This is a genomic window from Halomonas sp. BC1 (genome assembly GCF_002078135.1).
GTDB lineage: Bacteria > Pseudomonadota > Gammaproteobacteria > Pseudomonadales > Halomonadaceae > Vreelandella > Vreelandella stevensii.
This window is the reverse complement of sequence record NZ_LFGS01000015.1, coordinates 292,978-316,216: the sequence shown is the minus strand read 5'-3', so window position 1 is coordinate 316,216 and position 23,239 is coordinate 292,978. Positions and strand designations below refer to the sequence as shown.

Annotated in this window: 23 protein-coding genes; 9 read left to right on the top strand and 14 right to left on the bottom strand. The window is 60.8% G+C overall.

All coding sequences use genetic code 11. The annotated features are described in order from the left end of the window. Window positions 1-1,131 (bottom strand): flagellar filament capping protein FliD (gene fliD, locus B7L72_RS12820; RefSeq protein ID WP_081194805.1); only part of this gene is annotated, 1,131 nt, incomplete at its 3' end. A gap of 230 nt (window positions 1,132-1,361) precedes the next feature. Continuing rightward, window positions 1,362-2,705: a flagellar filament capping protein FliD gene (gene fliD / locus B7L72_RS12815; RefSeq protein ID WP_081194804.1), complete on the bottom strand. Its 1,344-nt coding sequence runs from the start codon at window positions 2,703-2,705 to the stop codon at window positions 1,362-1,364. A gap of 331 nt (window positions 2,706-3,036) precedes the next feature. On the opposite strand from fliD (B7L72_RS12815), the gene B7L72_RS12810 reads away from it, so the two are divergent. After that, a complete protein-coding gene (locus B7L72_RS12810) occupies window positions 3,037-3,357 on the top strand; it encodes a hypothetical protein (RefSeq protein ID WP_081194799.1) in 321 nt (106 codons plus the stop codon). A gap of 763 nt (window positions 3,358-4,120) precedes the next feature. Then, window positions 4,121-4,285 (top strand): hypothetical protein, encoded by a 165-nt coding sequence (locus B7L72_RS18590; RefSeq protein ID WP_176212883.1) that lies wholly within the window; start codon window positions 4,121-4,123, stop codon window positions 4,283-4,285. A gap of 4 nt (window positions 4,286-4,289) precedes the next feature. Here B7L72_RS18590 and B7L72_RS12800 read toward each other — a convergent pair whose 3' ends face one another. From B7L72_RS12800 to B7L72_RS12765, 8 genes are all read right to left on the bottom strand, one after another. Further along, on the bottom strand, window positions 4,290-4,739 hold the full coding sequence (locus B7L72_RS12800; RefSeq protein WP_081194795.1) for a tellurite resistance TerB family protein: 450 nt from the start codon (window positions 4,737-4,739) through the stop codon (window positions 4,290-4,292). Between the two features lie 5 nt (window positions 4,740-4,744). After that, a complete protein-coding gene (locus B7L72_RS12795) occupies window positions 4,745-5,767 on the bottom strand; it encodes a nucleoid-associated protein (protein ID WP_081194793.1) in 1,023 nt (340 codons plus the stop codon). 35 nt (window positions 5,768-5,802) lie between these two features. Next, window positions 5,803-6,564, bottom strand: coding sequence for an ABC transporter permease (locus tag B7L72_RS12790; protein WP_081194791.1), 762 nt, complete (start codon window positions 6,562-6,564; stop codon window positions 5,803-5,805). Then, window positions 6,561-7,505: an ABC transporter ATP-binding protein gene (locus B7L72_RS12785; protein ID WP_081194789.1), complete on the bottom strand. Its 945-nt coding sequence runs from the start codon at window positions 7,503-7,505 to the stop codon at window positions 6,561-6,563. The genes B7L72_RS12790 and B7L72_RS12785 overlap by 4 nt, the downstream gene beginning before the upstream one ends. Before the next feature lie 58 nt (window positions 7,506-7,563). Then, on the bottom strand, window positions 7,564-7,842 hold the full coding sequence (locus tag B7L72_RS12780; protein WP_039175191.1) for a peptidylprolyl isomerase: 279 nt from the start codon (window positions 7,840-7,842) through the stop codon (window positions 7,564-7,566). A gap of 51 nt (window positions 7,843-7,893) precedes the next feature. Then, window positions 7,894-8,991 (bottom strand): serine hydrolase, encoded by a 1,098-nt coding sequence (locus tag B7L72_RS12775; protein WP_081194787.1) that lies wholly within the window; start codon window positions 8,989-8,991, stop codon window positions 7,894-7,896. Between the two features lie 82 nt (window positions 8,992-9,073). Continuing rightward, the gene (locus tag B7L72_RS12770; RefSeq protein ID WP_081194845.1) at window positions 9,074-10,180 is read right to left on the bottom strand and encodes a heparan-alpha-glucosaminide N-acetyltransferase domain-containing protein; all 1,107 of its coding nucleotides are present in this window, start codon (window positions 10,178-10,180) and stop codon (window positions 9,074-9,076) included. A 219-nt stretch (window positions 10,181-10,399) separates the two neighbouring features. Beyond that, the gene (locus tag B7L72_RS12765) at window positions 10,400-10,696 is read right to left on the bottom strand and encodes a hypothetical protein (RefSeq protein ID WP_039175189.1); all 297 of its coding nucleotides are present in this window, start codon (window positions 10,694-10,696) and stop codon (window positions 10,400-10,402) included. Window positions 10,697-11,127: 431 nt separating this feature from the next. On the opposite strand from B7L72_RS12765, the gene B7L72_RS12760 reads away from it, so the two are divergent. Beyond that, on the top strand, window positions 11,128-12,069 hold the full coding sequence (locus tag B7L72_RS12760; protein ID WP_016915102.1) for an exopolyphosphatase: 942 nt from the start codon (window positions 11,128-11,130) through the stop codon (window positions 12,067-12,069). 105 nt (window positions 12,070-12,174) lie between these two features. Here B7L72_RS12760 and B7L72_RS12755 read toward each other — a convergent pair whose 3' ends face one another. The 3 genes from B7L72_RS12755 to B7L72_RS12745 all read right to left on the bottom strand — a co-directional run bounded on the left by B7L72_RS12755 (window position 12,175) and on the right by B7L72_RS12745 (window position 15,091). After that, the gene (locus tag B7L72_RS12755) at window positions 12,175-13,470 is read right to left on the bottom strand and encodes a TRAP transporter large permease (RefSeq protein WP_081194785.1); all 1,296 of its coding nucleotides are present in this window, start codon (window positions 13,468-13,470) and stop codon (window positions 12,175-12,177) included. Beyond that, the gene (locus B7L72_RS12750; protein WP_081194783.1) at window positions 13,467-14,021 is read right to left on the bottom strand and encodes a TRAP transporter small permease; all 555 of its coding nucleotides are present in this window, start codon (window positions 14,019-14,021) and stop codon (window positions 13,467-13,469) included. Before B7L72_RS12750 ends, B7L72_RS12755 begins: the two co-directional genes overlap by 4 nt. An 89-nt stretch (window positions 14,022-14,110) precedes the next feature. Beyond that, entirely contained in the window at window positions 14,111-15,091 is a 981-nt protein-coding gene (locus B7L72_RS12745; RefSeq protein ID WP_081194781.1) for a TRAP transporter substrate-binding protein, read from the bottom strand. A 259-nt stretch (window positions 15,092-15,350) separates the two neighbouring features. On the opposite strand from B7L72_RS12745, the gene B7L72_RS12740 reads away from it, so the two are divergent. The 6 genes from B7L72_RS12740 to recQ all read left to right on the top strand — a co-directional run bounded on the left by B7L72_RS12740 (window position 15,351) and on the right by recQ (window position 22,694). Then, on the top strand, window positions 15,351-16,124 hold the full coding sequence (locus tag B7L72_RS12740; RefSeq protein ID WP_081138665.1) for an SDR family NAD(P)-dependent oxidoreductase: 774 nt from the start codon (window positions 15,351-15,353) through the stop codon (window positions 16,122-16,124). A 133-nt stretch (window positions 16,125-16,257) separates the two neighbouring features. Beyond that, window positions 16,258-17,382 carry an ABC transporter ATP-binding protein gene (locus B7L72_RS12735; RefSeq protein ID WP_081194779.1) on the top strand — a complete coding sequence of 375 codons (1,125 nt, stop codon included), beginning with the start codon at window positions 16,258-16,260 and terminating at the stop codon, window positions 17,380-17,382. A 56-nt stretch (window positions 17,383-17,438) separates the two neighbouring features. Then, complete coding sequence (locus tag B7L72_RS12730; RefSeq protein WP_081194777.1) at window positions 17,439-18,719, top strand: ABC transporter substrate-binding protein; 1,281 nt, start codon at window positions 17,439-17,441, stop codon at window positions 18,717-18,719. A gap of 68 nt (window positions 18,720-18,787) precedes the next feature. Next, window positions 18,788-19,672, top strand: coding sequence for a carbohydrate ABC transporter permease (locus tag B7L72_RS12725; protein ID WP_081194775.1), 885 nt, complete (start codon window positions 18,788-18,790; stop codon window positions 19,670-19,672). Continuing rightward, window positions 19,669-20,511, top strand: a complete 843-nt coding sequence (locus tag B7L72_RS12720; protein ID WP_081194773.1) for a carbohydrate ABC transporter permease — start codon at window positions 19,669-19,671, stop codon at window positions 20,509-20,511. Before B7L72_RS12725 ends, B7L72_RS12720 begins: the two co-directional genes overlap by 4 nt. Window positions 20,512-20,573: 62 nt before the next feature. Then, window positions 20,574-22,694: a DNA helicase RecQ gene (gene recQ, locus B7L72_RS12715; RefSeq protein ID WP_081194771.1), complete on the top strand. Its 2,121-nt coding sequence runs from the start codon at window positions 20,574-20,576 to the stop codon at window positions 22,692-22,694. Here the strand turns inward: recQ and B7L72_RS12710 are convergent. Then, window positions 22,691-23,239 (bottom strand): S-methyl-5-thioribose-1-phosphate isomerase (locus B7L72_RS12710; RefSeq protein ID WP_139788514.1); only part of this gene is annotated, 549 nt, incomplete at its 5' end. The two genes, recQ and B7L72_RS12710, sit on opposite strands and share 4 nt — an antisense overlap.

Genomic DNA, 23,239 nt, shown 5'->3' with positions numbered 1-23,239 from the left:
TTTTTTATCGCCCGCGAAGAAGTCACTTAGCGCCTGGGGGTTATTGGCTACCAGATCAGACAGCTTGTCGTCATCCACTGCTAGCTTACCGTCGCGCTGCAGGGTAATGCCTAGCTGGTTCAGGGTGCCCAGCTCGCCACCTTCCACACCACCGGTCAACACGCTGCGTAAGCGGCTTTCAATGGTGCGCACGGTGCTGTCGCCGACCAGCTCGCCTGCGGTTTCGCTGTCGCCGGTAAAGCTGGTGAGCTTGGCAATGGTGCCTTTCAGGTCGTTGAACGCTTTCACGAAGTCGTTGATGGCTTCGCGCTGCTTGAGGGTGTCGCGCTCGATGGTAATGGTACTGGTGGCCGTTTCGCCTTCGGCAATACTCAACTCTGCCAGGTTGAGCGTAACCCCTTGAATGGCTCCTTCAATCTGGTTCTTGGCACTGCTGATGGCAATGCCATTGACGGTTAGCGCGGCATTTTCGCCAGAACGCTTGGTGGCGGCATCTTCACTAAAGGGCCCTGCTACCGTTGCCGCAGGGTCCTGGCTGGTATCTACAAAGCTGAAGCCTTCAATCGAAGCATCTGCACCCGTGGCCTTGGAGCTGAGCGCTAGGCGGTAGCCTTCCCCATCGTTGATGATGGTGGCGTTAACACCGGCATCCTTGTGGGCGTTAATGGCGTTACGAATGGCTTCCAGGCTGCTATTGGGGGCAATGGCAATATCGACCGAATCCGCGCCGCCAAAATTGAGCCGTATGGCCGTGGCCCCTTGCAGGTCTAGCGCGGCGTTTTTTTCACCCGTGATACGGTTGGATGCCAGGGTGCCAGAAGTGGCCAACTGCGATACCTCTACCCGGTAGCTGCCGGGCAACGCGCTGGCGGTGGTGGTGGCTTTAATGGCATCGCCCCGCACGTTGGCGGAAAGACTTTGGTAGAGCTTGGGGTCGTTGATTTTGGCCAGCGCATCCTGAAAACCGTTCAGCGACGTTTGCAGCTGGCCGAAGGCCGAAATTTTGGCCTGTTGTTGCTCTTTTTGGCGGGTAATGGGTGCAAGCTTGCCGCGTTCCGCGTCTTGTAGCTGGTCCAGCAAGCCGGTGAGATCCAGGCCAGAGCCAACGCCTAGAGAGGTTATTGTCGCCATACCGTCGTTCCTCGGTGCAAAAGGCTAAACCCATGCGCAATGAACGCGCTTGTGTCGTCGCTCCTGAAGGGAAATAAACAGAGCGATCAAATGTAAAGTCATTATCGGCGCATCAGCGGAAAACTTGAATAGGGTAAGTGTTTTTTGAGCTTTACTTGCCCGTCATAGAATATGCCAGTCACAAAAACGCCTGCTGTTTCCAGCAGGCGTGGGGTAAGGCAGGTGAGCGCTTAGCGGCGGCCCAGTTGGGCGTCCAGCGCATCGAACTGCTGGGTCAGGTAGTCGCTGGTCTGGTTCATTTGGGCGATCATGCCATCCAATTGGCCAAACTGGGTGCGGTAACGAGCAATGGTTTGCTCGATTGACTGTTCCATGCGCACATAGCGTTCGCCCAGGGATTCTACGCGGTTTTCAGCCCCGCTGATGGCCCCCGAGACCGCGCCATTGGTGCCCAACAGCTGCGTTAGCGTCTGGTTGATTTGACCGGCCATGCCCGCGTCGCTGGCATCGCCTGCAAAGAAGGTGGAAAGCGCCTCCTGGTTGTTGACAATGGCATCATCTAACTTATCGCTATCGACGGCCAAAGTGCCATCGCGCTGAAGGGTAACGCCGATATCGCTCAGCATGGAGAACTCGCCTTCCATGCCACCGCTTAACACGCTGCGTAAGCGCGATTCGACTGTGCGCACGGCACTGTCGCCGTTCAACTCGCCAGCCACGCCGCTTTCAGGGTTGAAACTGGTAAGTTCGCCAATGGTGCCTTTCAGGTCGTTGTAGGCGTCTACGAAGCTGGTGATTGCTTCGCGCACGGCGCGGGTGTCCTGTTCTACGGCCACGGTGCTGGTGCCTTCTTCTTGCAGGTTGAGCGTAACCCCTTGAATAGCGCCTTCTACCTGATTGGTGGGGCTGGTGATGTCAACGCCGTTGACATTGAGCAGGGCATTTTGACCAGCTTGCACCACATCGGTCGCCAATTCACTGCCAAAGGCGGTGCCAAAGGTCACGCCTTCAATGGAAGCTGCCTCCCCTGTTTGGGTAGAACTTAACGCCAAGCGGTACGCTTCACCGTCGTAAATAATCGACGCGGAGACGCCGCTGTCTTGCTGGGCATTGATGGCATCGCGCACGTCTTCCAGCGTGCTATTGGCGCTGATGGCAACGTTGACATCATCCTGGTCGGCGAAGGTCAGGGTCAGGGAGGTATCTTCTTCGGTCAGGGCTACCGTGGCATCCGGCACGGAGGTGGTGGCCAGCGTGCCTGCGGTCGCGAGCCGGTCAACGGTAACGTTATAAGCACCGGGCTGGGCTTCGCCGTCGGCGGCGGCCGTAATGGCGCTGCCACCAACGTTGGTTGACAGGCTTTCGAACAGGGCGCTGTCGTTGAGCGCCGCCGCCGCCGTTTGAAACTGAGACATGGCGCTTTGCAGCTGGCCGTAGGCGGAAATTTTGGTCTGCTGGGTTTCCAGTTGCCGCTCGATGGGCTCCAGCTTGCCCCGCTCGGCTTCTTGCAGTTGGTCTAGCAAGCCGTTGAGATCAAGCCCTGAACCGATACCCAATGATGAAATGGAAGCCATACGCTAATGTCCTTTAGTTTATACGCCTCGCTATGTGCTCCGACGCCAATGAATCGTTTAACAGTGTGCTGTATTACTAATAACCTTCGGCCATTTAACCTCAGTCTTTAGGGTTCATCCAAATTTTCATTATTTTCTTGCTGAGCGCATTGTGCTGGCAAAGGCGAATTTCAGCGGCTCACAAGTGAAATCTACGGGCTTTACGTTGCAGACATGTGGCAACCACCCTGCGCGCCCCTCATGGCTCAACATAGACCTTGGTCTAACGCCCCTGCTCATTTATAATGCACCGCAGCACATCCCCTTTTCCGTGCGATTGCAGGAGTCATCCATGCCCGCAGAAGCGTTACCTCAGGCCTCCAGCGCTGCCTTTCATCTGCAACGCAGCCTGCGCCACTGCCTTTCCCGTGCTGCCGAGCTGCTTTATGAAAGCGGCCATGTCCTTGAAACCATCACCTTGTCGCAACGGGGCTTGTCTCGTCATGAGCTGAACACGCTGCGCCAGCAGCAAACTGGCTGGGCCCTGTGCCAGCAGGTGCTGGAAGAGAGCGGTGCCGCCACCTACAACAGCTATGGCCGTTGGGTGTTGACGGGCATGGGCCGCGAGCTGATGTTCGATATGTTTGGCCAAGGCGCCGCCGACTGCGCTTGAAGCCAAGCGAATGACGCGCTTGGGCCAACAAACGGCTTGAGCCAACTTGAAGGTGGGAGGGGGCTTTAGCCCGCGATGATGGCGGCACCGGTGCCTGCTCAGGCAGTCGCCCAATGAATTGGCCTCCCACAGGCAGGTTTAGGTGACTACTCAGGCTATCCTGAATTCACAGGCCCCACCCCAGCCACTTTGCTGTTGTGGGAGGGGGCTTTAGCCCGCGATGAGGGCGGCACCGGTGCTTGCTCGGGCAGTCGCCCAATGAATTGGCCTCCCACAGGCAGGTTTAGGTGACTACTCAGGCTATCCTGAATCCACTGGCCTCACTCCCGCCACTTTGCTGTTGTGGGAGGTGGCTTTAGCCCGCGATGATGGCGGCACCGGTGCTTGCCCTGGCAGTCGCCCAATGAATCCATGACGCGCTGATGTTCATGGCACTTTACTGGGAGTTGCTTCGCTGCCACGCCAAAATGCGATGAACTTAAAAAAAACGCCCGCTGGGGGAAGCGGGCGCTTGGCGTGCTAACGGGGATGGTGGCCCCAGGCTGCTTAACGTAAGCCCAGCAGCGAAAGGATGAACAACACCACGACAACCAGACCCACGATATAGATAATGCTACGCATAACGGCACTCCTTGCTTTAGCGTTTCATGAAAATCAAAGGGTTGCTTCTCCCTTAACAGGCCCTTCTAGCGTAGCAGCCTTTTTTGATGTTTGCGTAATTTCGTGAACAGCCTGCCCAGCAATGCCGACCCACGGGTCAACGATGCGCTTAGCCGCCCGTTCGTCGACACCCCCAGCGGGCGCATGCTCTACTCTACGGGTACGAGCCATCTGCTCTCGGCGGCCCTCCCCCGGTGGCCAGTTTCAGCAGCAGTTGAATGCGCTGGTGGCGGGCCTGCTGGAGGAAGGCGAGGCCGCCGAACCGTAACCGGCTACGTTGGAGAGTTGCCCAATTTGCTGCGAATGAAATCACTGTGACTGACGTGCAGGAGGTCGGCCAGGCGGCGAATGCGGTGCTCTTCCAGCGGGTCCAGCGCGCCATCGGCCCAGGCCACCTGCCACATCATGGCCACTACTTCCAGGCGCTGTTCATAGCCGTAGTGCTGTTTGATCAGGCTGACGAACTGGTAGTGGTCCACGGCGTCGTCCACTTCTGCCTCGGCCAGGCGCATCAGTTCGGCCACTGCCTGCTCATCGAGACGATAGCGCGTCATTAGCATGCGCTGCATGGCGGCGCGCTCGGCCTCGCTCTGTTCATAGTCGGCCCGCATCACTTCGCACAATAGCGCAGCACAGGCGAGTTCCAGGGTCAGGGCCTGGTCGTCGCGCTGCTCCGGGGCCGACAGCGTCCGCTGAAAGAAGCTTTGAATCGCGTCCAGCACGGCAATTACTCCTTGCGTTTGGCCAACTGCTCTTTGAGCTGTTTGGGCACCTGCTTGATGATAAGACGGTCCTGTGCGGCATCGTACTCGATGCTGGAACCCAGCAGGTGCGAATCGAAGCTGATCGACACCCCACCCGCTCGGCCGGTAAACCGGCGGAACTGGTTGATGGTGCGCTTGTCCGGCGGAATCTCCGGAGAGAGGCCGTAATCGGCGTTGCGGATATGGTCGTAAAACGCCTGTGGCTGCTTCTCGTCCACCAGCTCGGAAAGCACTTCCAGCGTCATGGGTTCGCCACGGCGCAGCTGCTCGTTGGCGTAATCCACCAGGGTGTCGGTTTTTTCACGGCTGGCGTCGTCGTCCAGGTCCTCTTGTTCGACGTAGTCGCTGAAGGCCTTGAGCAGGGTGCGGGTTTCTGCCGGGGCATCGATGCCCTCTTCCATGCCCAGCAGCGCCACCAGCCCATCGGATAGCTTTTTGGCACCACGGTCCTTGAGGAACGAGACGTAGTGCGTCGTGGCATCCGCCCGTTGCCACTGGGTGAGGTTCACCCTGGCCGCCAGCGTCAGCTGGCTGGCGTTCAACTGGGCGGCTGGCACGGCCTGATGGGCCTCATTGAAGCCGATCCCTTCCCGCTGATGGATCAGTCCGAAGAACAGGGTATCCGTATCTCCCTGACGAAGGTGCGCCGTCACCAGATAACCACTGACCGACAGCTGCTCCTGCAGCGTTTGCGCAAGGCGCTCGGCCAGGGCGTTGGCCAGTTCGGCAAAACCTTGTTCGGTGCCCGAAGGGTCAGCGGCAAGATAGGCACTCAGCCAGGCTACCAGCGGCCCGGCCTGCTCCCCCTGCTCGGCAAACCGCCCCCACCCCTTGGCCTTGGTGTTGTAGGTATCGTTGAGGGTGTTGACCAGGCTGGCCATGACGGGGTTGTCGGCCTCGGCGGGTGCCGGGGGCGGCGTCACGGTCAGGCGCTCGCCATCCAACGAGGGCTCCAGGCGGTGCACGGCACTTTGCAGTAGCGGCATAAGCAGGCGTTACCTTTGCAGAAAAACGTGAAACGTCAGGGCTTCAGCCGGTATCCGGTGCGGAAAATCCAGGCAATGGTGGCCAGGCTGACGGCTAAAAAGAACAGGATCATCGCAATACTGGCGCCCACACTGACATCACTGATGCCATAAAAGCTCCAGCGAAATCCGCTCACCAGGTAAACCACGGGGTTGGCCAGGGTCACGGTTTGCCAGAACGGAGGCAGCATATCGATGGAGTAGAAACTGCCGCCCAGAAACGTCAGCGGCGTAATCACCAGCAGCGGCACCAGCTGCAGTTTATCGAACCCGTCGGCCCAGATACCGATGATGAACCCCAGCAGGCTGAACGTGACGGCGGTGAGCACCAGGAAGGTGAGCATCCAGAAGGGATGGGCAATCTCCAGCGGCACGAACAAGCCCGAGGTGGCCAGGATGATCAAGCCCAGCAGAATCGACTTGGAGGCCGCCGCCCCCACGTAGCCGATGACGATTTCCAGATACGACACCGGGGCCGACAATATCTCGTAGATACTGCCGGAGAATTTGGGAAAGAAGATGCCGAAGGAGGCGTTGGAGACGCTCTGGGTGAGCAGCATCAGCATGATCAGGCCAGGCACGATGAAGGCGCCATAGCTCACCCCACCGATTTCGCTGATGCGCGAACCAATCGCGGCCCCGAAGACCACGAAGTAGAGCGATGTGGAGATGACCGGCGAAACGATGCTCTGAAGCAGGGTTCGCCGAGTACGCGCCATTTCTGCCATGTAGATGGCCCGAACAGGGTAGAGGTTCATGCGCGCTCCTTGACCAGATCCACGAAGATGTCTTCCAGAGAGCTCTGCCGAGTGTGCAGGTCCTTGTAGGTAATGCCCTCTTTTTCCAGCTGCGCCAGCAGTGACGAAATGCTGCGCCCCTCGGCCTGATGCTCTTCCTGGCGACCATCGTAGGTGTACACCAGCTCGTGCCCGTCGGCCGCCAGGCTCAGTGCTTCATGGGCCAGTGCTTCCGGCAGCGCTTGCAAGGGAGTGTGCAAGTGCAGGGTCAGCTGCTTGCTGCCGAGCTTTTTCATCAGCGCGGCTTTCTCTTCCACCAGCACGATCTGACCACGGTTGATGACCCCGATGCGGTCGGCCATCTCTTCGGCTTCTTCGATGTAGTGGGTGGTGAGGATGATCGTGACGCCGTCATCGCGCAGCCCGCGTACCACTTGCCACATGTCGCGCCGCAGCTCGACATCGACGCCTGCGGTGGGCTCATCCAGAAAAAGAATACGCGGTTCGTGAGACAGCGCTTTGGCAATCAGCACGCGGCGCTTCATGCCCCCCGAGAGGGTCATCAGCCGATTATGGCGCTTGTCCCAGAGGGCGAGTGACTTGAGCACCTTTTCGATATGCGCCGGGTTCGGTGCCTTGCCGAACAGGCCTCGGCTAAAGCTGACGGTGTTCCAGACGGTTTCGAAGGCTTCGTTGGTGAGTTCCTGGGGCACCAGGCCGATACGCTCGCGGGCTTGCCGATAGTGGCGAACGTTATCGAAGCCATCCACCAACACACGGCCTTCACTGGGATTCACCAGCCCGCATACCACGCTGATCAAGGTGGTCTTGCCGGCGCCGTTGGGGCCTAACAGGGCAAAGATTTCACCGCGTGCAATGGTCAGGTCGACACGGCTAAGCGCTTGAAAGCCCCCTGCGTAGGTTTTGTTCAGGCCTTCGATGGCAATGATGGGGTCGTTCAAAGCGTGCTCCTCACACCGCGGCGGGAACGCCGCGGTGCTTTACGGGCGCTGGGCGCCCTTAGCTGCGGCTGGTGATTTCGAGCAGGTGGTAGCCAAACTGGGTCTGTACCGGGCCGTGCACGGTGTTTAACTCACCGCTGAACACCACCTTGTCGAATTCCGGCACCATCTGGCCGGGGCCAAAGCTGCCCAGGTCGCCGCCCTGACGGCCAGAGGGGCAGCTGGAGTGCTGCTTGGCCACGTCGGCAAAGTCACGGCCGTTTTCAATCTCTTGTTTCAGTGCGTTGCACTGCTCTTCACTGCTTACCAGAATATGACGTGCGCTAGCGCGGGCCATGGTCAACTCCTTAATATTCAACCTGATAACGGTTCAACCCAAAACGGCGGGTCAGTTTATCACGCCGCTGTCGTGTAATGCTTCACCTACGCGGGTCAACGCCTGCTCGTGGGCACTCAGCGCCAGCGGGCCACGGCTACAGGCGACGATGACCCAGTGCTGCGCAGGTGCACCATCGCGGGTAGCAATGCCCGCATCGCAGCTGCGACGGTGCTGGGTGCCGGTCTTGTGAGCAAACGTCACCTCGCGGCCCATGCCACGCTTGAGCCGCTGTGTGCCAGAGCGGGTGCGCTGCATGACCTCCAGCAGGGTTTGCCGCTGCTCGCGGTCGAGGTCGTCCATGCCTCCGTGATGCAGGCTGGCCAGCAGGTCGCCATAGGCACGCAGCGTACCGACGTTTTCACCACTGGCTTCGTAGGCATCGAAGGCGCTGTCGTAGTCTGGCTGCGCGAAACTGCTGGACGATACCCCGAGCGTCCGGGCCAGCGCCGCAGGCCGCTGGCCAAGCCCATGCTGGCGAAGCGACATGAAATCGAGCCCGCCCAGCTGGCGGGCCTGCGGGTGCAGCTGGCCGTACACGCCCTGGCGCACACCCACCAGCAGGCTGATGGGCCCCAATTGCTCGGGGTGCCCGCCGCTGGCCGCGACCATGGCCCGAGCACGGGCGTTGACGTTGGCAAGCCCCACGCGGTTGATCAGCATGTCCGTGGCCGTGTTATCGCTGACCGTCACCATCTGTTCCAGCAGATAGCGGATGGAAATGGGCGTGCCAGGGTCGTGCCAGTTGACCGACCCGGCGCCATCCACGAAGTCGCTGCGCGAGAGCGTGATCCGCTCATCCAGCGACAGCGTGCCCGCCTGGCGCTGCGCCAATACTTCCGCGGCCACCGGGACTTTCACCAACGACGCAAGATACCAGGGGTCATCGGCACGCCATGAGTACGCTTCGCCGCTCGTCAGCTGTTGCACGTAGACGCCCAGCTCGCCACCGAATGCCTCTTCGATGGCCGCGATCCGGGCATCCAGGCGGCCCTGCCAAGGGCTCTGCTTGTCGACTTCGTAGTACCAGTTCGTCTCATAACCATGGGCCTGCCCGTGAGTCTCTGCCAGAACGACCGGCCCAATCGGCAGCAGCACGCCCAGCACCATACGCAACCACCAGCGTTTGAAACGTCTCAAACCTTGCCTCCCCATCTACGGCTTACCGTTGCACTGCCTATTCTCGTACAGGCTATTTATGTCGAGCCACCCAGCGGGTCAGCCCTATCCACAAGGCGGCCCCCAGAATCAACAGCCCGCCCACGCCGAGTACCTGTGGATAAGAGAGGACATTTTCAGCCCCCAGCAAAAAGCGCAGCACCAGAAAAATCATCACGATGTGAAATATGAAGGCCTTGAGGGCATCGCTGCCCACCACGGTCAGGGGCAGCAGCACCTTGGCCGCCAGGGCGCCACCTGCCAATGCCAGGCCCAGTAGCACCAGCGCTCCTCCCACACTGAACAGCATGAACTGCAGCCCTGGCGGGTGCTTGCCCGCATTGTTGGCAATCGCCAGCATGGCGGCATCGACATCTCCAGCGCTGATGGCCAAGCCGTAGAAACCGGCCACCATCAGCACCCCTACCACGACCAATACGCCGACCAAACGGCGGCGCAGCGCCACATCGAAGTAGCAGCGCAGCAGGGCCTCACCCATCAGCAACCCCGCCAGCACCAGCGGTGCCCGGCTCAGTTGGCCCCAGGTGTAGTGGTCTTCATGATCCACCAGCAGCGCCTTGAGAATATCGTTTCCGCCGAAGCTCAGCCCTTGAAGCCAGGCCGAGAGCGCGGTCAGCCCCACAATGGCTCCGAGTCGCGCCCACAGAGGCGTTCGTGCCCACAGAGGAAGCACCAGCGGCACCCATAACAGGGCAATGGCATAAAACCCGAGGATTTCGACCCAGATGGCAAAGCGGCCATACAGCAGAGTATCGACGATGTCGGCGGGAGAGTAGTAAGGCAGCATCTCGACGATGGTCAGGGCCTTGTACCAGAACCACACTTCCAGGGCGCGCACCCAGAGCTTGAGGCGCCTTTTGGGCCAATCCTCGCTTTGGGTGTGGGCCAAAAAGGCCACCGCCAGGGCAATACCGAACACCAGAATGAACAGCGACGATGAAAACTTGGTGATGAAGTGAACGGGGACCATGCCCCAGTCCGGTACGTTACGTATGCCGACCAAACCACTCACCGCATGGCTGACGATCATCAGCCCGATGGCGATACCTCGTGCGAGGTCGATGGCTTCGATACGCCCTTCGGCGCGAGGCAGCTGGGGAAGCTCTTTCCAATTCAACACGTTGGGCACGTCCTTGTGATTGTGGTCAGGGTCAGGGTCATAGCGAAGGGATTTTGTGAAAATGCGTCTTTTACCATAGCGCATTCACGCGCATTTCCCTTCCACGCTTCGCCCCCATGACACGATAGCCCAAACGCAACAGCGCCCCGCAATTGGCGGGGCGCTGCGTGGCTCATCCTTGAGCCGAAGTAGAAGTTACTCCCTTAAGCGACCGTGGGATTACCAGCCAGAATCGTCTTCCTCTTCAGTCTCCCACTGATCCTGCTCTTCTTCTTCCTCTTCATAAGTGAATTCTTGCTCTTCCTCTTCGTACTCGGTGGTCACACCGTCGTTGGTGGCACCTTGCTCTTGATCAGCATCGAAAGAGTTGAATGAGCCTTGATCATCCTGCATGGTTTCTTCCTGAGGCGCAGTGGGGTGCTCTTCATGCTCCTCCATTGCGAATGCCAGCGGGCTGGCTACCAGGCCAAATGATACACCCAGAATACCGAGTTTCTTCAGAGCTTCCTTTTTCATGGTCGTGCCTCCTAATGGCGTTTCTTTCGTTCAGTTCGGCGTGTTACGCATCTAACAACGTTTCATCTTCACGATCGATAAGAGCGGCGTGTCGTCCTGACATTCGTGCTTGCCGTTCTTGCCTAGAACATTGCACCCCCCATGCCAGCCTGCGCCAGAAAATTTTTAAATCACTAAATTTCAGTAGCTTATAAAAAATTGCTGCATGCCAACGCGTCTCTTCTATAATATTTAATTAGCTTTTTATTGTTTACCTCTGACACATGAGCCCCTGATGCTCACGCCCCGCTGTAACACTGCTCACTTTAACTAGCCAGTGCTACGCCTCGCCGAAGCGTTGGTAACCGGGGTTGCAAGAGCGGAAAGGTTTATTTTAACCCACCATCACTGCTGGTATCGTTCAGATACCGATCACCGTGAAGAGACTACAAATGCCTACGCAACAAACATCCACGTTTCGTTTGGTTACCCGCAGCGATTTTGATGGGTTGGTATGCGGCGCACTGCTCAAGCATCTGGGGCTGATCGATGAGATCACCTTCGTGCACCCCAAGGACATGCAGGATGGCAAAATCGAGATCGATGCCAACGACATCACCACCAACCTGCCTTATGTGCCCGGCTGCCATCTGGCCTTCGATCATCACCTGAGCGAAACCGTGCGTAACGTCGAGCGGGCCGACAACCACATCATCAATGCCGACGCCCCTTCTGCAGCGCGCGTCGTGTGGGAGTACTACGGTGGCCACGAGGCCTTCCCTGCCCGCTGGGACGACATGATGGAGGCGGTCGATAAAGGTGATTCGGCACAGTTCGATCGCGACGAGATTCTCGACCCGCAAGGCTGGGTGCTGCTGAACTTCATCATGGACGCGCGCACGGGGCTGGGACGCTTCCGCGACTTCCGTATTTCCAACTACCAGTTGATGATGAAGCTGATCGATTACTGCCGTGAGCACACCATCGACGAAATCCTGGCCCTGGAAGACGTCCACGAGCGCACCGCGCTGTACCGTGAACACGCGCAACTGGCCAAACAGCAGATCGAACGCTGCGCCAGCGTACACGGCAATCTGGTGGTCCTGGACCTGCGCCACGAAGAGACCATCTATGCCACCAACCGCTTCGTGATCTACGCCATGTACCCCGAGTGCAACATCTCGATCCATGTGATGTGGGGCCTCAAGCAGCAGAACACCGTGCTGGCCATTGGCAAGTCGATCCTCAACCGCTCCAGCAACACCAATGTGGGCGAGCTGTGCTTGAGCTACGGCGGCGGCGGCCACCTGAATGCGGGCACCTGCCAGGTCGATAATGACCAGGCGGAAAGCGCGCTGGCGGAGATTGTTGAGAAGATCAATGCCGATGGGTAATGGGCATCTGGCCTGATACCCATCCTGTTGCCCCCTCGGCATCTACCGCTTTACTTCGCCCCTTAGCGCCCTATCCGCAAGGGGCGAAGCATTGGCGGACCAGGCTCAATACCCCATCACGCTCGGCAGCCAGGTCGCCAGTCCAGGCACGGCGATCAACAGCAGGATCGTGGCCAGGATGGGCAGCAGGAACGGCAATACGGCTTTGACCACCTGGCCGTACCTCAACCGGGTAATGCCGACCATCAGGAACAGCACCGTGCCGAAGGGCGGCGTGATGACGCCCACCGAGAGCGTGATGACCATCACGATACCGAAGTGAACGGGGTCCAACCCCGCGCTGAGGGCGGCCGGTACGACGATGGGCGTGAAAATCAGGATGCTCTCGATCACCGACATGAAGCAGCCGATCAGCAGGAAAAACAGCGCAAAACAGAGCAGCAGCACGATGGTGGGCATATCGATGCTGGCAACCTGGCCTGCCAGCGCCTGGGGGATACCCATACGAACCAGAATCCAGCCGTAGAAGCTCGATACCGCGATGATCAGCAGAATGACCGCGCTGAACATCAGGGTTCTACGAAACGCCTGGAATAAATCCCGCACGTTCAGGTCACGGTAGATCACCCCGCCCAGGATCACCGCGTACAGCGAGGCAATCGCACCCGCTTCCGTGGGGGTGAAAAAGCCTCCCCAAATACCGCCCACGATAATGGCGGGCATCATCAGAGGCAGGATGGCCCGTTTGCCCGTGCGCACGACTCCGCAGGCATCGAACGCGGTCGGTGTGGGCATCACCACCCGGCCAGTCATGCCCAGCACCACCGTCATGCCCATCAGTAACAGCGCCATCAGGATGCCCGGCAGCAACCCCGCCATGAACAGCCCACCGATACTGACATTGGCCAACCAGCCATACACCACCAGCGCAATGCTGGGCGGCAGGATGGGGCCAATGACGCTGGACGCCGCCGTAATGCCAGTGGAATAACCCAGCTCGTAGCCGCGCTCCTTCATGGCCTTGATTTCAATGCTGCCAAGCCCGGCGGCATCGGCGACTGCGGTGCCCGACATGGTGGCAAAAATCGAGCTGGCCACGACGTTGGCATGCCCCAGCCCACCTTTGGTGAATCCCACCAGCGCCGTGGCGAAGTCGAAGATACGGGTGGTCGTGGAGCCCACGTTCATGATGTTGGCCGCCAGAATGAACAGCGGGATGGCCAACAGCGTGAAGTTGTTGAGGGTTTGCACCATGCGCAGCGGCAGCAGCTCCACCGGCAGGCCCCCCGCCCCGGTTACCGCCAGGGCAATGAACGAGGTCACGCCAATGGCCACCACCACGGGCAACCCAATGGCCATCAGAGCCAGCAAGCCCCCTACGAATACGAGCAATTCCATCATGGCTGCGCGTGCTCCTCTTCACGGGGCGCTTCCAACCAGGCCACGGGGCCACGCAGGGTCTGCCACGCGGCGATCAGCGCCATACCCGAGAAACTGAGCAATACGCCGTAATAGAGAAAACTGAAGCTGATACTCAGCGATACGGTCTTGTTGTTGGCACTCATGTCGGACATGATCCAGGCGCCCCAGGCCGCCAGCACGAAAAATCCGCAGGAGATCATGGCCGTCAAGCGGTACTGAAGATGCCTGCCCACGTTGGAGAGCCGGTGACTGAACAGGTCCACGACCAGGTGCTCACTACGCACCCACGCCGAAATGGAGCCAAAGCCAATCGCATAAATAGCCAGCAGCGACGCGACTTCTTCTGTCCAGGGCATTCCCAGCCCCAGCAGGTCACGAGCCACCACGGCGGCCACCAGCAGCACCAGAATGGCCACCATCAAGGTCACGCCCACCACATCGCACAGGCTCGTAATGACACGCAGCACACTTTGGGCAGCTCTATCCAGCCCCTGCACGGGTGCCGCTTTCTCTTCCGAGGGAGCATTCATCGATAATTTCCTGAGGTGATCTCGCAATCCACGGCCACGGTGGTGTCGGGCACCCCCGTGGCTGAACCCAACGCGCTGTCGCTAGCGCGTCATTCGCCCTGATGCCCGAGGGCGTCCTCGCTCACGCCATCGGCCATATCGGCCATGACCCGCTCGATGGCTGGCAACGCAGCGGTTCTGAACGCTTCGATATCCGGTTCGATGATGGTCATGCCCTGCTCTTCCAGCGCGCCGAGGTAGTACTCGTCCAGCTCGCGCTCACGCTCGGAGCCATGGGCTCGCGCCACGTGAATGGCCTCTTCGATCAGCGCTTGATCGTCTTCTTCCAGGCCGTCCCACCACCGCGAACTGGCCACCCAGTTCCACGGGAACTGCACGTGGCTGGTCAAAATGATGTGGTCCTGCACTTCCCATAAGCGCCGGGTATATGGCGAAGAGAGCGAGTTTTCATGGCCATCTACCTGGCGCGTCTGCATGGCCAGATAGATCTCCGGAGCAGGCACGTTGACCACCTGAGCACCGATCTCTTCCCACACCGTTAGCCACACCGGCAACGAAGGCAGACGCATGCGGAAACCGCGCAGGTCTTCAGGGGTTTCGATGGCCTTGTTGGCGGTCATGTGGCGCGGACCACGATGCTGGGTGCCAAAGTACTTGAGCCCGCCCTGGTTTTCGGCCTGCTCGATCAACGCCTGCCCAGAGGGGCTCTCCATGTACGCATCCACCTCTTCCCAGGTGGCAAACACGAATGGCACGGTAATGGCGTCGTACTCAGGCGCATACTGCTGTCGCCAGTTCCCGCCGGTAATGGAAAGCTGGGTTTGCCCCAAGTTGAGCAATTCCAGAATGGCATCCTCGCCTCCTAGCGAGCCCGCCAGGAAAGGGCGAACGTTGAAGCGGCCCGGCGCCTGCTCTTCCAGGTACTCCGCAAAGCGCTCCACGGCGGCGCTTTCGGAACCGCCTTCGCTCATGGTGTTGTTGACTTGGATTTCAATCGGGTTAGCCAGAACGAACGGGGCTGTCGTCAGCATGCCCAGGGTCGCCAGCGTGGCAAGCAGTTGTTTCCGCATGGGAAGGCTCTCTACGGTTGTCGTTATTGGGTGTGGTGCTGATTCGATCTTGAAACAAGCCGCCAAACGGCTCAAATCGGCGTTCGAGAAGGCAGGCTTCGTCAATGACGATGGCTGCAATCACCCTGAGAATGGCACCTTTTTCAGGGATACTGCGAAAGGCTGCGACTAAAGATGGATACTCAAGGGCTCGGGTTCGTTACCCAATGGCGCTTCCCCCCGAGAGGTTCCATCACCATGCAGTATGGGAGTATTCTCCATGCACGAAACCGAGCAGGTCGTGTTCATCACCGGTGCGACGTCCGGCATCGGGCTGGCATGCGCGCATCTTTTTGCCGACGCGGGTTGGGCACTGGTATTGACCGGGCGGCGCCAGGACCGCCTGGCGCAGCTGCAGGCCACCTTCGAACAGCGCGTGCCTACCCATACGGCAGCTTTGGACGTCAGTGACGCCGAGGCGGTGGCCGAAGTCGTGGCGGCCTTGCCCGAGCGTTTTCAGCGCGTGCACACGCTGATCAACAATGCCGGGCTGGCGCTGGGCAAGGACCCGGCGCCGCAAGCATCGCTGGAAGACTGGCATCGTATGATCGACACCAATATCAAGGGGCTAGTCAACGTCACCAAGCACCTGCTGCCGCTGCTGAGCGCTTCCACCCCAGGGGCCACGATCATCAACCTGGGCTCCATTGCCGCCAATACGCCCTACCCGGGCGGCCATGTTTACGGCGCCACCAAGGCCTTCGTGGAGCAGTTCAGCTATAACCTGCGCTGTGACGTGGGCCCGCTGGGCATTCGCGTCACGGACCTGGCCCCCGGCATGACGGCCAGCGAGTTCACCCTGGTGCGCATGAAGGGCGACCAGAGCGTCGCAGACCGCTACTACGAAGGCACCCAGCCGCTCCAGCCAGAAGACGTGGCCGCGCAGGCGCTGCATGTGGCGTCCCTGCCTGCCCACGTCAACATCACCCGCCTGGAAGTCATGCCCGTGTGTCAGCAGTGGTCAGCGCCGACCATTTTGCGCCACCAGACGTAAGCGTTGGCCCGGCGACTTACGCCGGGCCATTCGGCATCCGCGCCTCACGACATCAACCTGACGTCCAGGCGTCATACAAACGCAACACCTTGCTCTCACTCTAGATCGTCGCCACACATGACGGATGAGAGCCATGAACCAATCGCGCATTCGCCTGGCAGGCGTCTCCAAGCACTGGGGCGCGACCACGGCAGTCAACGACATTTCCTTCGATATTCAGCCCGGGCAGTTCGTCATTCTGCTGGGGCCGTCAGGCTGTGGAAAATCCACCACCCTGCGCATGCTGGCGGGGCTGGACGACGCCAGCAGTGGCCGCATCCATATCGGCGAACGGGACGTGACCCACCTGCCGCCCGGCGACCGTGGGCTGAGCATGGTGTTTCAGTCCTATGCGCTATTTCCGCACTTGAGCGTGGCCGACAATATCGTCTTTGGCCTGCGCAGCCGCAAGGTAGCGAAGGCAGAACGGCAGCAGCGCCTGGCCCAGGTGGCCGAGCTGGTGGACCTGACGGATTACCTGCACCGCAAACCGGCACAGCTTTCCGGCGGCCAGCGCCAGCGGGTGGCGTTGGCGCGCGCCATCATTTCCGAACACCCCATCTGTTTGATGGACGAGCCGCTGTCCAACCTGGATGCGCGGCTGCGCAGCGATATGCGCAGGGAGATCAAAGCCCTGCAATCACGACTCGATATGACGGTGGTTTACGTCACTCACGACCAGGTAGAGGCCATGAGCATGGGAGACCGTGTGATCTTGATGCAACAAGGACATATCGTGCAGGACGGCACACCCGACGAGCTTTACAACCAGCCCGCCAGCGCCTTCGCCGCCAGCTTCATCGGCAGCCCGGCCATGAACCTGCTGCCGCTGGTGGCCGGGGCACAGGGAGCGGTGATCGAAGGCGAACCCACCACCCCCGTTGCCCCGTTGCCCGCGGCAGGCGGCCAGTTGGGCATTCGCCCCGAGGATATCGAACTGCGCGGGGCCTCGGCGGCTGGCCTGCCCGGCCAGGTGGAAAGCGAAGAGTATCTGGGCGCCGACACCATTGCCCATGTGAGCGTCGGGCAGCACACCCTGCGTGTGCGGCTGGGCGGCAAACACAGCCTGACGGGCCAGCCCTGCCGACTGTTCTGGTCGGCAGACAAGGCCCACCTGTTCGACCCCTCCGGCACACGCCGGGACGACCTGTCGGCGCTGGAACTCACGCCGTATCGCACCATTCCGCGCCCGCCGACGGTGGGCTCTTTTCAGCACTGAGTTTGCTCACCACCCCACAACCCTTGCGACATCACCCACTCTTTGAGGAGTCAGCCATGCGAGTTTCTCATCCCTTGATGTCCGGCGCCCTGCTTGCCAGCGCACTGGGCGCCGCTCAGGTTCAGGCGGATACCATCGATTTGACGATGTACTACCCGGTGTCGGTGGGGGGCGCACTGACCGACGTGATCGATGGCCTAGTGGCTGAATTCGAAAGCGAATATCCAGATATCAACGTGGAAGCCATCTACGCAGGCAACTACGACGACACCCGCGTGCGCGCCATGTCCGCCATGGAAGCAGGGGATGCGCCTCAGCTCTCGGTGCTGTTCTCCATCGATCTGTACGAGCTGATCGAGCAAAACGCCATCGTGGCCTTTGATGACCTCATCGACACCGAGGAAGAGCAAGCGTGGCTGGATAGCTTCTACCCCGGCCTGATGGAGAACGGTCAGTTGGATGGCAAGACCTACGGTATTCCCTTCCAGCGCTCCACCATCGTGCTGTTCTGGAACAAGGACGCCTTCGCAGCCGCTGGCCTGGACCCGGAAACGCCGCCGGAAAACTGGGAAGAGATGGCCCAGATGGCCGCCGCCGTGCGCGAAGCCTCGAATGGTGAACAGTGGGGCGTGATGGTACCGTCCACCGGCTACCCCTACTGGATGTTCCAGGCCTTTGCCTTCCAGAACGGCCATCGTCTGATGAACGACGATGGCACCGAGGTCTATTTTGACGACCCGGCCGCCATCGAAGCCCTCGAATACTGGGTGTCGCTGGCCACCGAGCATGAAGCCATGCCCAGTGGCACCATCGAGTGGGGCACCCTGCGCCAGAACTTCCTCGAGCAGTCCACCGCCATGATGTGGCACACCACGGGTAACCTGACCGCGGTACGCAACGAGGCCAATTTCGAGTTTGGCGTCGCCATGCTGCCCATGAAGACCCAGCGCGGCAGCCCCACCGGTGGCGGCAACTTCTACATCTTCGAAGATGCCAGTGAAGAGGAGCAGCGCGCAGCGATGACCTTCATCCGCTGGATGACCGCCCCCGAGCGTGCCGCCGCCTGGTCCATCGAAACCGGCTACATGGGCGTCAGCCCCGCCGCCTATGACACCGAGGCATTGCAGCATTACGTGGAAGAATTCGCCCCTGCCGCCGTGGCTCGGGACCAGCTCGAACACGGCACTGCCGAACTCTCTACCTACCAGGGTGGCCGCGTGCGCCGAGCCCTGGATAACGCCGTGCAAGCCGCACTGACAGGGCAAATGAGCCCTGCCGACGCGCTGAGCCAGGCCCAGCGTGAGGCCGATGCGGCGCTGCGCCGCTATGCCCGGTAAGCGCCGATAGGCGGACCTTTCCATGCTCGCCGGGGTTCGCCCCGGCTTTTTCTCATCACGGCGGCCCCATGAACCTGAACGCCCATCGAACGATGCAGCTTTACGGCGCCCTGCTGCTTCTGCCAGCGGCGCTGCTGCTCACTGCGTTTGCCTACTTGCCCACGGTCACCACCGTGATCAACAGCCTTTTTTTGCCCGGCTTTCGCGGCGAGCCCGCCGCCTTCGTCGGGCTCGACAACTATCGCGTGCTGATGGACGACCCGACGTTCTGGAAAGTCGCCCGCAACAACCTGCTGTACGCGCTGGGCACGGTTCCCACTTCCATGGCGCTGGCACTGGGCATGGCGCTGCTGGTCAATGCCCACCTACCTGGGCGCGGGCTGGTTCGCATGGCCTATTTCACGCCCACCATTCTGCCCATGATCGCCGCCGCCAATATCTGGATGTTTTTCTACGCCCCGCAGATAGGGCTATTCAACAAGCTGCTCGGCGCCCTGGGGTTTGCCGGGGTGAACTGGCTGGGCGACCCCGGCATGGCGCTGGGGTCGGTCATCGTCATGTCGGTGTGGAAAGAAGCGGGCTTTTTCATGATCTTCTACCTGGCCGCGCTACAGGCCATTCCCCCGGAGCTCAAGGAAGCCGCTGACCTGGAAGGCACGAGACGCTGGAGCTTCTTTTGGCGAGTGACGTTTCCCCTGCTGATGCCCACCACGCTGTTCGTACTGATCAACGCGCTGATCAATGCGGTGCGGGTGGTCGACCACCTGTTCATTCTGACCAAGGGCGGGCCCAATAACGCCACCAACCTGCTGCTGTATTACGTCTACGAGAACGCCTTTTCGTTCTTCGACCGCACCATGGCGGCCACCATCACCGTGGTCATTCTGCTGGTGTTGGCGGTGGTGGCCACACTGAAGTTCACGATTCTGGACCGCAGGACGCACTACCAATGAGCACCTCCTCTCTTCCGGTGTCGCCACGGCGCACCCTGGCGCTGCCCCGCCTGGAAACCCTGGCGGCCTGGCTGCTGGCCGTGATCTGGATCTTTCCGCTGCTTTACGCGGTGTGGGCCGCGATTCACCCGCCCGCCTACATGGTACGCTTCGACCTGCTGGCGCCTTTGACGCTGGACAACTTCACGAACGCCTGGGTCCAGGCCCCCTTTGCGCGTTACTACCTGAACACCTTCGCGCTGGTGACCGGCGTGGTACTGGCCCAGTTCGTGGTCTGCACGCTGGCCGCCTTTGCCTTTGCCCGCTTTCCGATCCCCGGCAAGAACCTGCTGTTCATGCTGGTACTGATTCAGCTGTTCGTGTTTCCCGAAGTGCTGATCGTCGAAAACTACCGTATCGCCAGCGAGCTGGGGCTGATCAATACCATCACCGGCATTGGCCTGCCCTACGTGGCCAGCGCCTTCGGCATTTTCCTGCTGCGTCAGACCTTCAAGACCATCCCCCGAGAGCTGGAGGACGCCGCCCGTATCGAGGGCTGTGGCTGGCTGGAAATCCTGTGGAAGGTCTACGTGCCGCTGGCCAAGCCCACCTATCTGGCCTACGGGCTGGTGTCGATCAGCCACCACTGGAACAACTTCCTGTGGCCACTGGTGGTGACCAACTCCGTGGAGAGCCGCCCGCTGACGGTAGGATTGGGCGTGTTCTCCGCGCCAGAAACCGGCGTCAACTGGGCCACCGTCAGCGCTGCCACGCTGCTGAGTATTGCGCCGCTGCTGGTGGCTTTTCTGCTGTTCCAGCGCCAGTTCGTGCAGTCGTTTTTACGAGCGGGGATTCGCTAACCCAACTCACTCGTGTTTTCGTGCGACAATTCTCCTTCACGCACACGACAAGGAGAGCAGCGATGCACGGCGACCCGGCAGCCCTCAAGGTACTGCAAGAAGTCTTTGGCTTTGAGCGCTTTCGTGGCCCCCAGCAGGCCATCATCGAGCACGTGACGGGCGGCGGAGACGCGCTGGTGCTGATGCCCACCGGCGGCGGCAAATCGCTGTGCTATCAGATGCCGGCGCTGCTGCGCGCCGGCACCGCCATCGTGGTCTCGCCGCTCATCGCGCTGATGCAGGACCAGGTGGCCGCGCTGATCCAGAACGGGGTGCGCGCCGCCTACCTCAACTCCAGCCTCGAGATGCATGAGGCGATGGAGGTGGAGAACCGCCTGCGCGCAGGCGAGCTGGACCTGCTTTACATCGCGCCCGAGCGGCTGGCCACGGCGCGCATGCAGATGCTGCTGGAACAGACGCGCATTGCGCTGTTCGCCATCGACGAGGCCCACTGCGTTTCCCAGTGGGGGCACGATTTCCGCCCCGAGTATCGCCAGCTCTCCCACCTGCATCAGCGCTTTCCCGACGTGCCGCGCATCGCGCTCACCGCCACCGCCGACGTGCCTACCCGGCACGACATCATGGAGCACCTACAGCTTCAGGAAGCAGCGCTCTACAACAACGGTTTCGACCGCCCCAATATTCGCTACCACATCGCGGAAAACCAGGGCAATGCCAAAGAGCAGCTGCTGAGTTTCATCCGTGAACACCACGACGGCGAAGCGGGTATCGTCTACTGCCTCTCTCGCCGCAAGGTGGAAGAAACCGCCGCCTGGCTGGCGCGCCAGGGGCTCACCGCGCTGCCCTACCATGCCGGGCTACCCGCCGAGCAGCGCCAGCAGCATCAAACCCGTTTTCTTCGTGAAGATGGCGTGGTGATCGTCGCCACCATTGCCTTCGGCATGGGCATCGACAAACCCGACGTGCGTTTCGTGGCGCACCTCAACCTGCCCAAAAGCATCGAAGCCTACTACCAGGAGACCGGCCGCGCCGGACGCGACGGGCTGCCCGCCGATGCCTGGATGGCCTACGGCCTTCAGGACGTGATCACCCTGCGCCAGATGCAGCAGGACTCCAGTGCCGCCGACCAGCAGAAGCGCATCGAACAACAGAAGCTCGATGCCATGCTGGGGCTCTGCGAGATCATCAGCTGCCGCCGTCAGGCGCTGCTCCACTACTTTGGCGATTCGCTAGACGAACCCTGCGGCAACTGCGATAACTGCCTCACCCCGCCTGACACCTGGGAGGCCACCGTGGCCGCGCAGAAGGCGCTGTCGTGTGTCTACCGCACCGAACAGCGCTTTGGCGTCACTTATCTGGTGGAGGTGCTGCTCGGCAAGCGCAACGAGCGTATCAGCCGCTTTGGTCACGACAGCCTGAGCACCTTCGGCATCGGCCAGGAGCTCACCGCCAGCGAGTGGAAAGCGCTGTTTCGTCAGCTGATCGCCAGCGGCTATCTAAGCGTGGACATGGAGGGCCATGGCGCGATCAAGCTCACCGCCAACGCCAGGCCCCTACTGCGCGGCGAGCAACGTCTCACCCTGCGCAAACCCAGCAAGCCAGCGCGTCGCGGAGCCAAAGGGGCATCTGCGGCCAAGGGCCATGGCGCACTGTGGGAAGCTCTGCGCCAGCATCGCAAAGCGCTTGCCGATGCCCAGGGCGTCCCCGCCTACGTGATCTTCAACGACGCCACCCTGGCCGAGCTGGTAGCGCAAAAACCGCAAACGCTGCAGGCGCTGGGCACCATCTCGGGCATCGGCGCACGCAAGCTGGCCGATTACGGTGAAGGCTTTCTGGCGGTGATACTGGCGCACCCCAATGAACCCGAAACGCCCACCAACATCGGCAATAGCGCCATGGAATCCGCCGCGCTGCTGCGCCAGGGGCTAACCCCCGAACAAGTCGCCGAGCAGCGCGGGCTGGCCGCCAACACGGTCTACCGCCATTTGAGCGACGCCATTCAAGGCAGCGAACTGGCCCTGGAAGAGGTGATCAAACTCGATTCAGCGACCCTGGCGCAGATTCACGCTGCTTTTGAGCAGTTTCCAGGCCAGGGGCTGAAAGTGGTGTTCGAGGCGCTGGAGGGGCGTGTGGATTATCCGATACTGCACTGCGTGCGGGCCTCCATGGCTGCCAAGAGTTAGCGCCACCCCCGCAGATGCTCGCCCTGGGCAATGGCGGCGGCGTCGAACACGCCGGTATCCAGAATCCAGGCGGTGACTAGTTTAGCGGGCGTCACGTCGAAGGCTGGGTTCCACACCGGGGCATCGCTCGGTGCCCACACCACCTCACCAAACGCGCCTGCGGCTCCGCGCACTTCCGCGCCATCGCGCTGCTCGATGGGAATAGCCGCGCCGGTCGCGCAGGCGGGGTCGACCGTGGTGTAAGGAGCGACCACATAGAACGGCACCTGATGGTAGTGCGCCGCCACCGCCAGCATGTAAGTGCCCACTTTGTTGGCAAAGTCGCCGTTGGCGCAGATGCGATCCGCCCCCACCATCACTTTATCCACCTTGCCCGCTGCCATCAGGCTGGCCGCCATGCTGTCGGTGATCAGCTGGTAGGGAATGTCTAAATCGGCCATTTCCCAGGCGGTCAAGCGGCCTCCCTGGAGCAACGGGCGGGTCTCATCCACGTAAACATGCAGCGCCACGCCGCGCTGTTTGGCGATGGCCAGCGCGCCAATCGC

What these genes read in the sequence shown, in the direction of transcription:
- fliD (WP_081194804.1), bottom strand. Translation starts at nt 2,705, where the DNA reads ATGGCTTCCATTTCATCATTGGGTATCGGTTCAGGGCTTGATCTCAAC.
- B7L72_RS12810 (WP_081194799.1), top strand. Translation starts at nt 3,037, where the DNA reads ATGCCCGCAGAAGCGTTACCTCAGGCCTCCAGCGCTGCCTTTCATCTG.
- B7L72_RS18590 (WP_176212883.1), top strand. Translation starts at nt 4,121, where the DNA reads ATGCGCTTAGCCGCCCGTTCGTCGACACCCCCAGCGGGCGCATGCTCT.
- B7L72_RS12795 (WP_081194793.1), bottom strand. Translation starts at nt 5,767, where the DNA reads ATGCCGCTACTGCAAAGTGCCGTGCACCGCCTGGAGCCCTCGTTGGAT.
- B7L72_RS12790 (WP_081194791.1), bottom strand. Translation starts at nt 6,564, where the DNA reads ATGAACCTCTACCCTGTTCGGGCCATCTACATGGCAGAAATGGCGCGT.
- B7L72_RS12780 (WP_039175191.1), bottom strand. Translation starts at nt 7,842, where the DNA reads ATGGCCCGCGCTAGCGCACGTCATATTCTGGTAAGCAGTGAAGAGCAG.
- B7L72_RS12775 (WP_081194787.1), bottom strand. Translation starts at nt 8,991, where the DNA reads ATGGTGCTGGGCGTGCTGCTGCCGATTGGGCCGGTCGTTCTGGCAGAG.
- B7L72_RS12765 (WP_039175189.1), bottom strand. Translation starts at nt 10,696, where the DNA reads ATGAAAAAGGAAGCTCTGAAGAAACTCGGTATTCTGGGTGTATCATTT.
- B7L72_RS12760 (WP_016915102.1), top strand. Translation starts at nt 11,128, where the DNA reads ATGCCTACGCAACAAACATCCACGTTTCGTTTGGTTACCCGCAGCGAT.
- B7L72_RS12755 (WP_081194785.1), bottom strand. Translation starts at nt 13,470, where the DNA reads ATGATGGAATTGCTCGTATTCGTAGGGGGCTTGCTGGCTCTGATGGCC.
- B7L72_RS12750 (WP_081194783.1), bottom strand. Translation starts at nt 14,021, where the DNA reads ATGAATGCTCCCTCGGAAGAGAAAGCGGCACCCGTGCAGGGGCTGGAT.
- B7L72_RS12745 (WP_081194781.1), bottom strand. Translation starts at nt 15,091, where the DNA reads ATGCGGAAACAACTGCTTGCCACGCTGGCGACCCTGGGCATGCTGACG.
- B7L72_RS12740 (WP_081138665.1), top strand. Translation starts at nt 15,351, where the DNA reads ATGCACGAAACCGAGCAGGTCGTGTTCATCACCGGTGCGACGTCCGGC.
- B7L72_RS12735 (WP_081194779.1), top strand. Translation starts at nt 16,258, where the DNA reads ATGAACCAATCGCGCATTCGCCTGGCAGGCGTCTCCAAGCACTGGGGC.
- B7L72_RS12730 (WP_081194777.1), top strand. Translation starts at nt 17,439, where the DNA reads ATGCGAGTTTCTCATCCCTTGATGTCCGGCGCCCTGCTTGCCAGCGCA.
- B7L72_RS12725 (WP_081194775.1), top strand. Translation starts at nt 18,788, where the DNA reads ATGAACCTGAACGCCCATCGAACGATGCAGCTTTACGGCGCCCTGCTG.
- B7L72_RS12720 (WP_081194773.1), top strand. Translation starts at nt 19,669, where the DNA reads ATGAGCACCTCCTCTCTTCCGGTGTCGCCACGGCGCACCCTGGCGCTG.
- recQ (WP_081194771.1), top strand. Translation starts at nt 20,574, where the DNA reads ATGCACGGCGACCCGGCAGCCCTCAAGGTACTGCAAGAAGTCTTTGGC.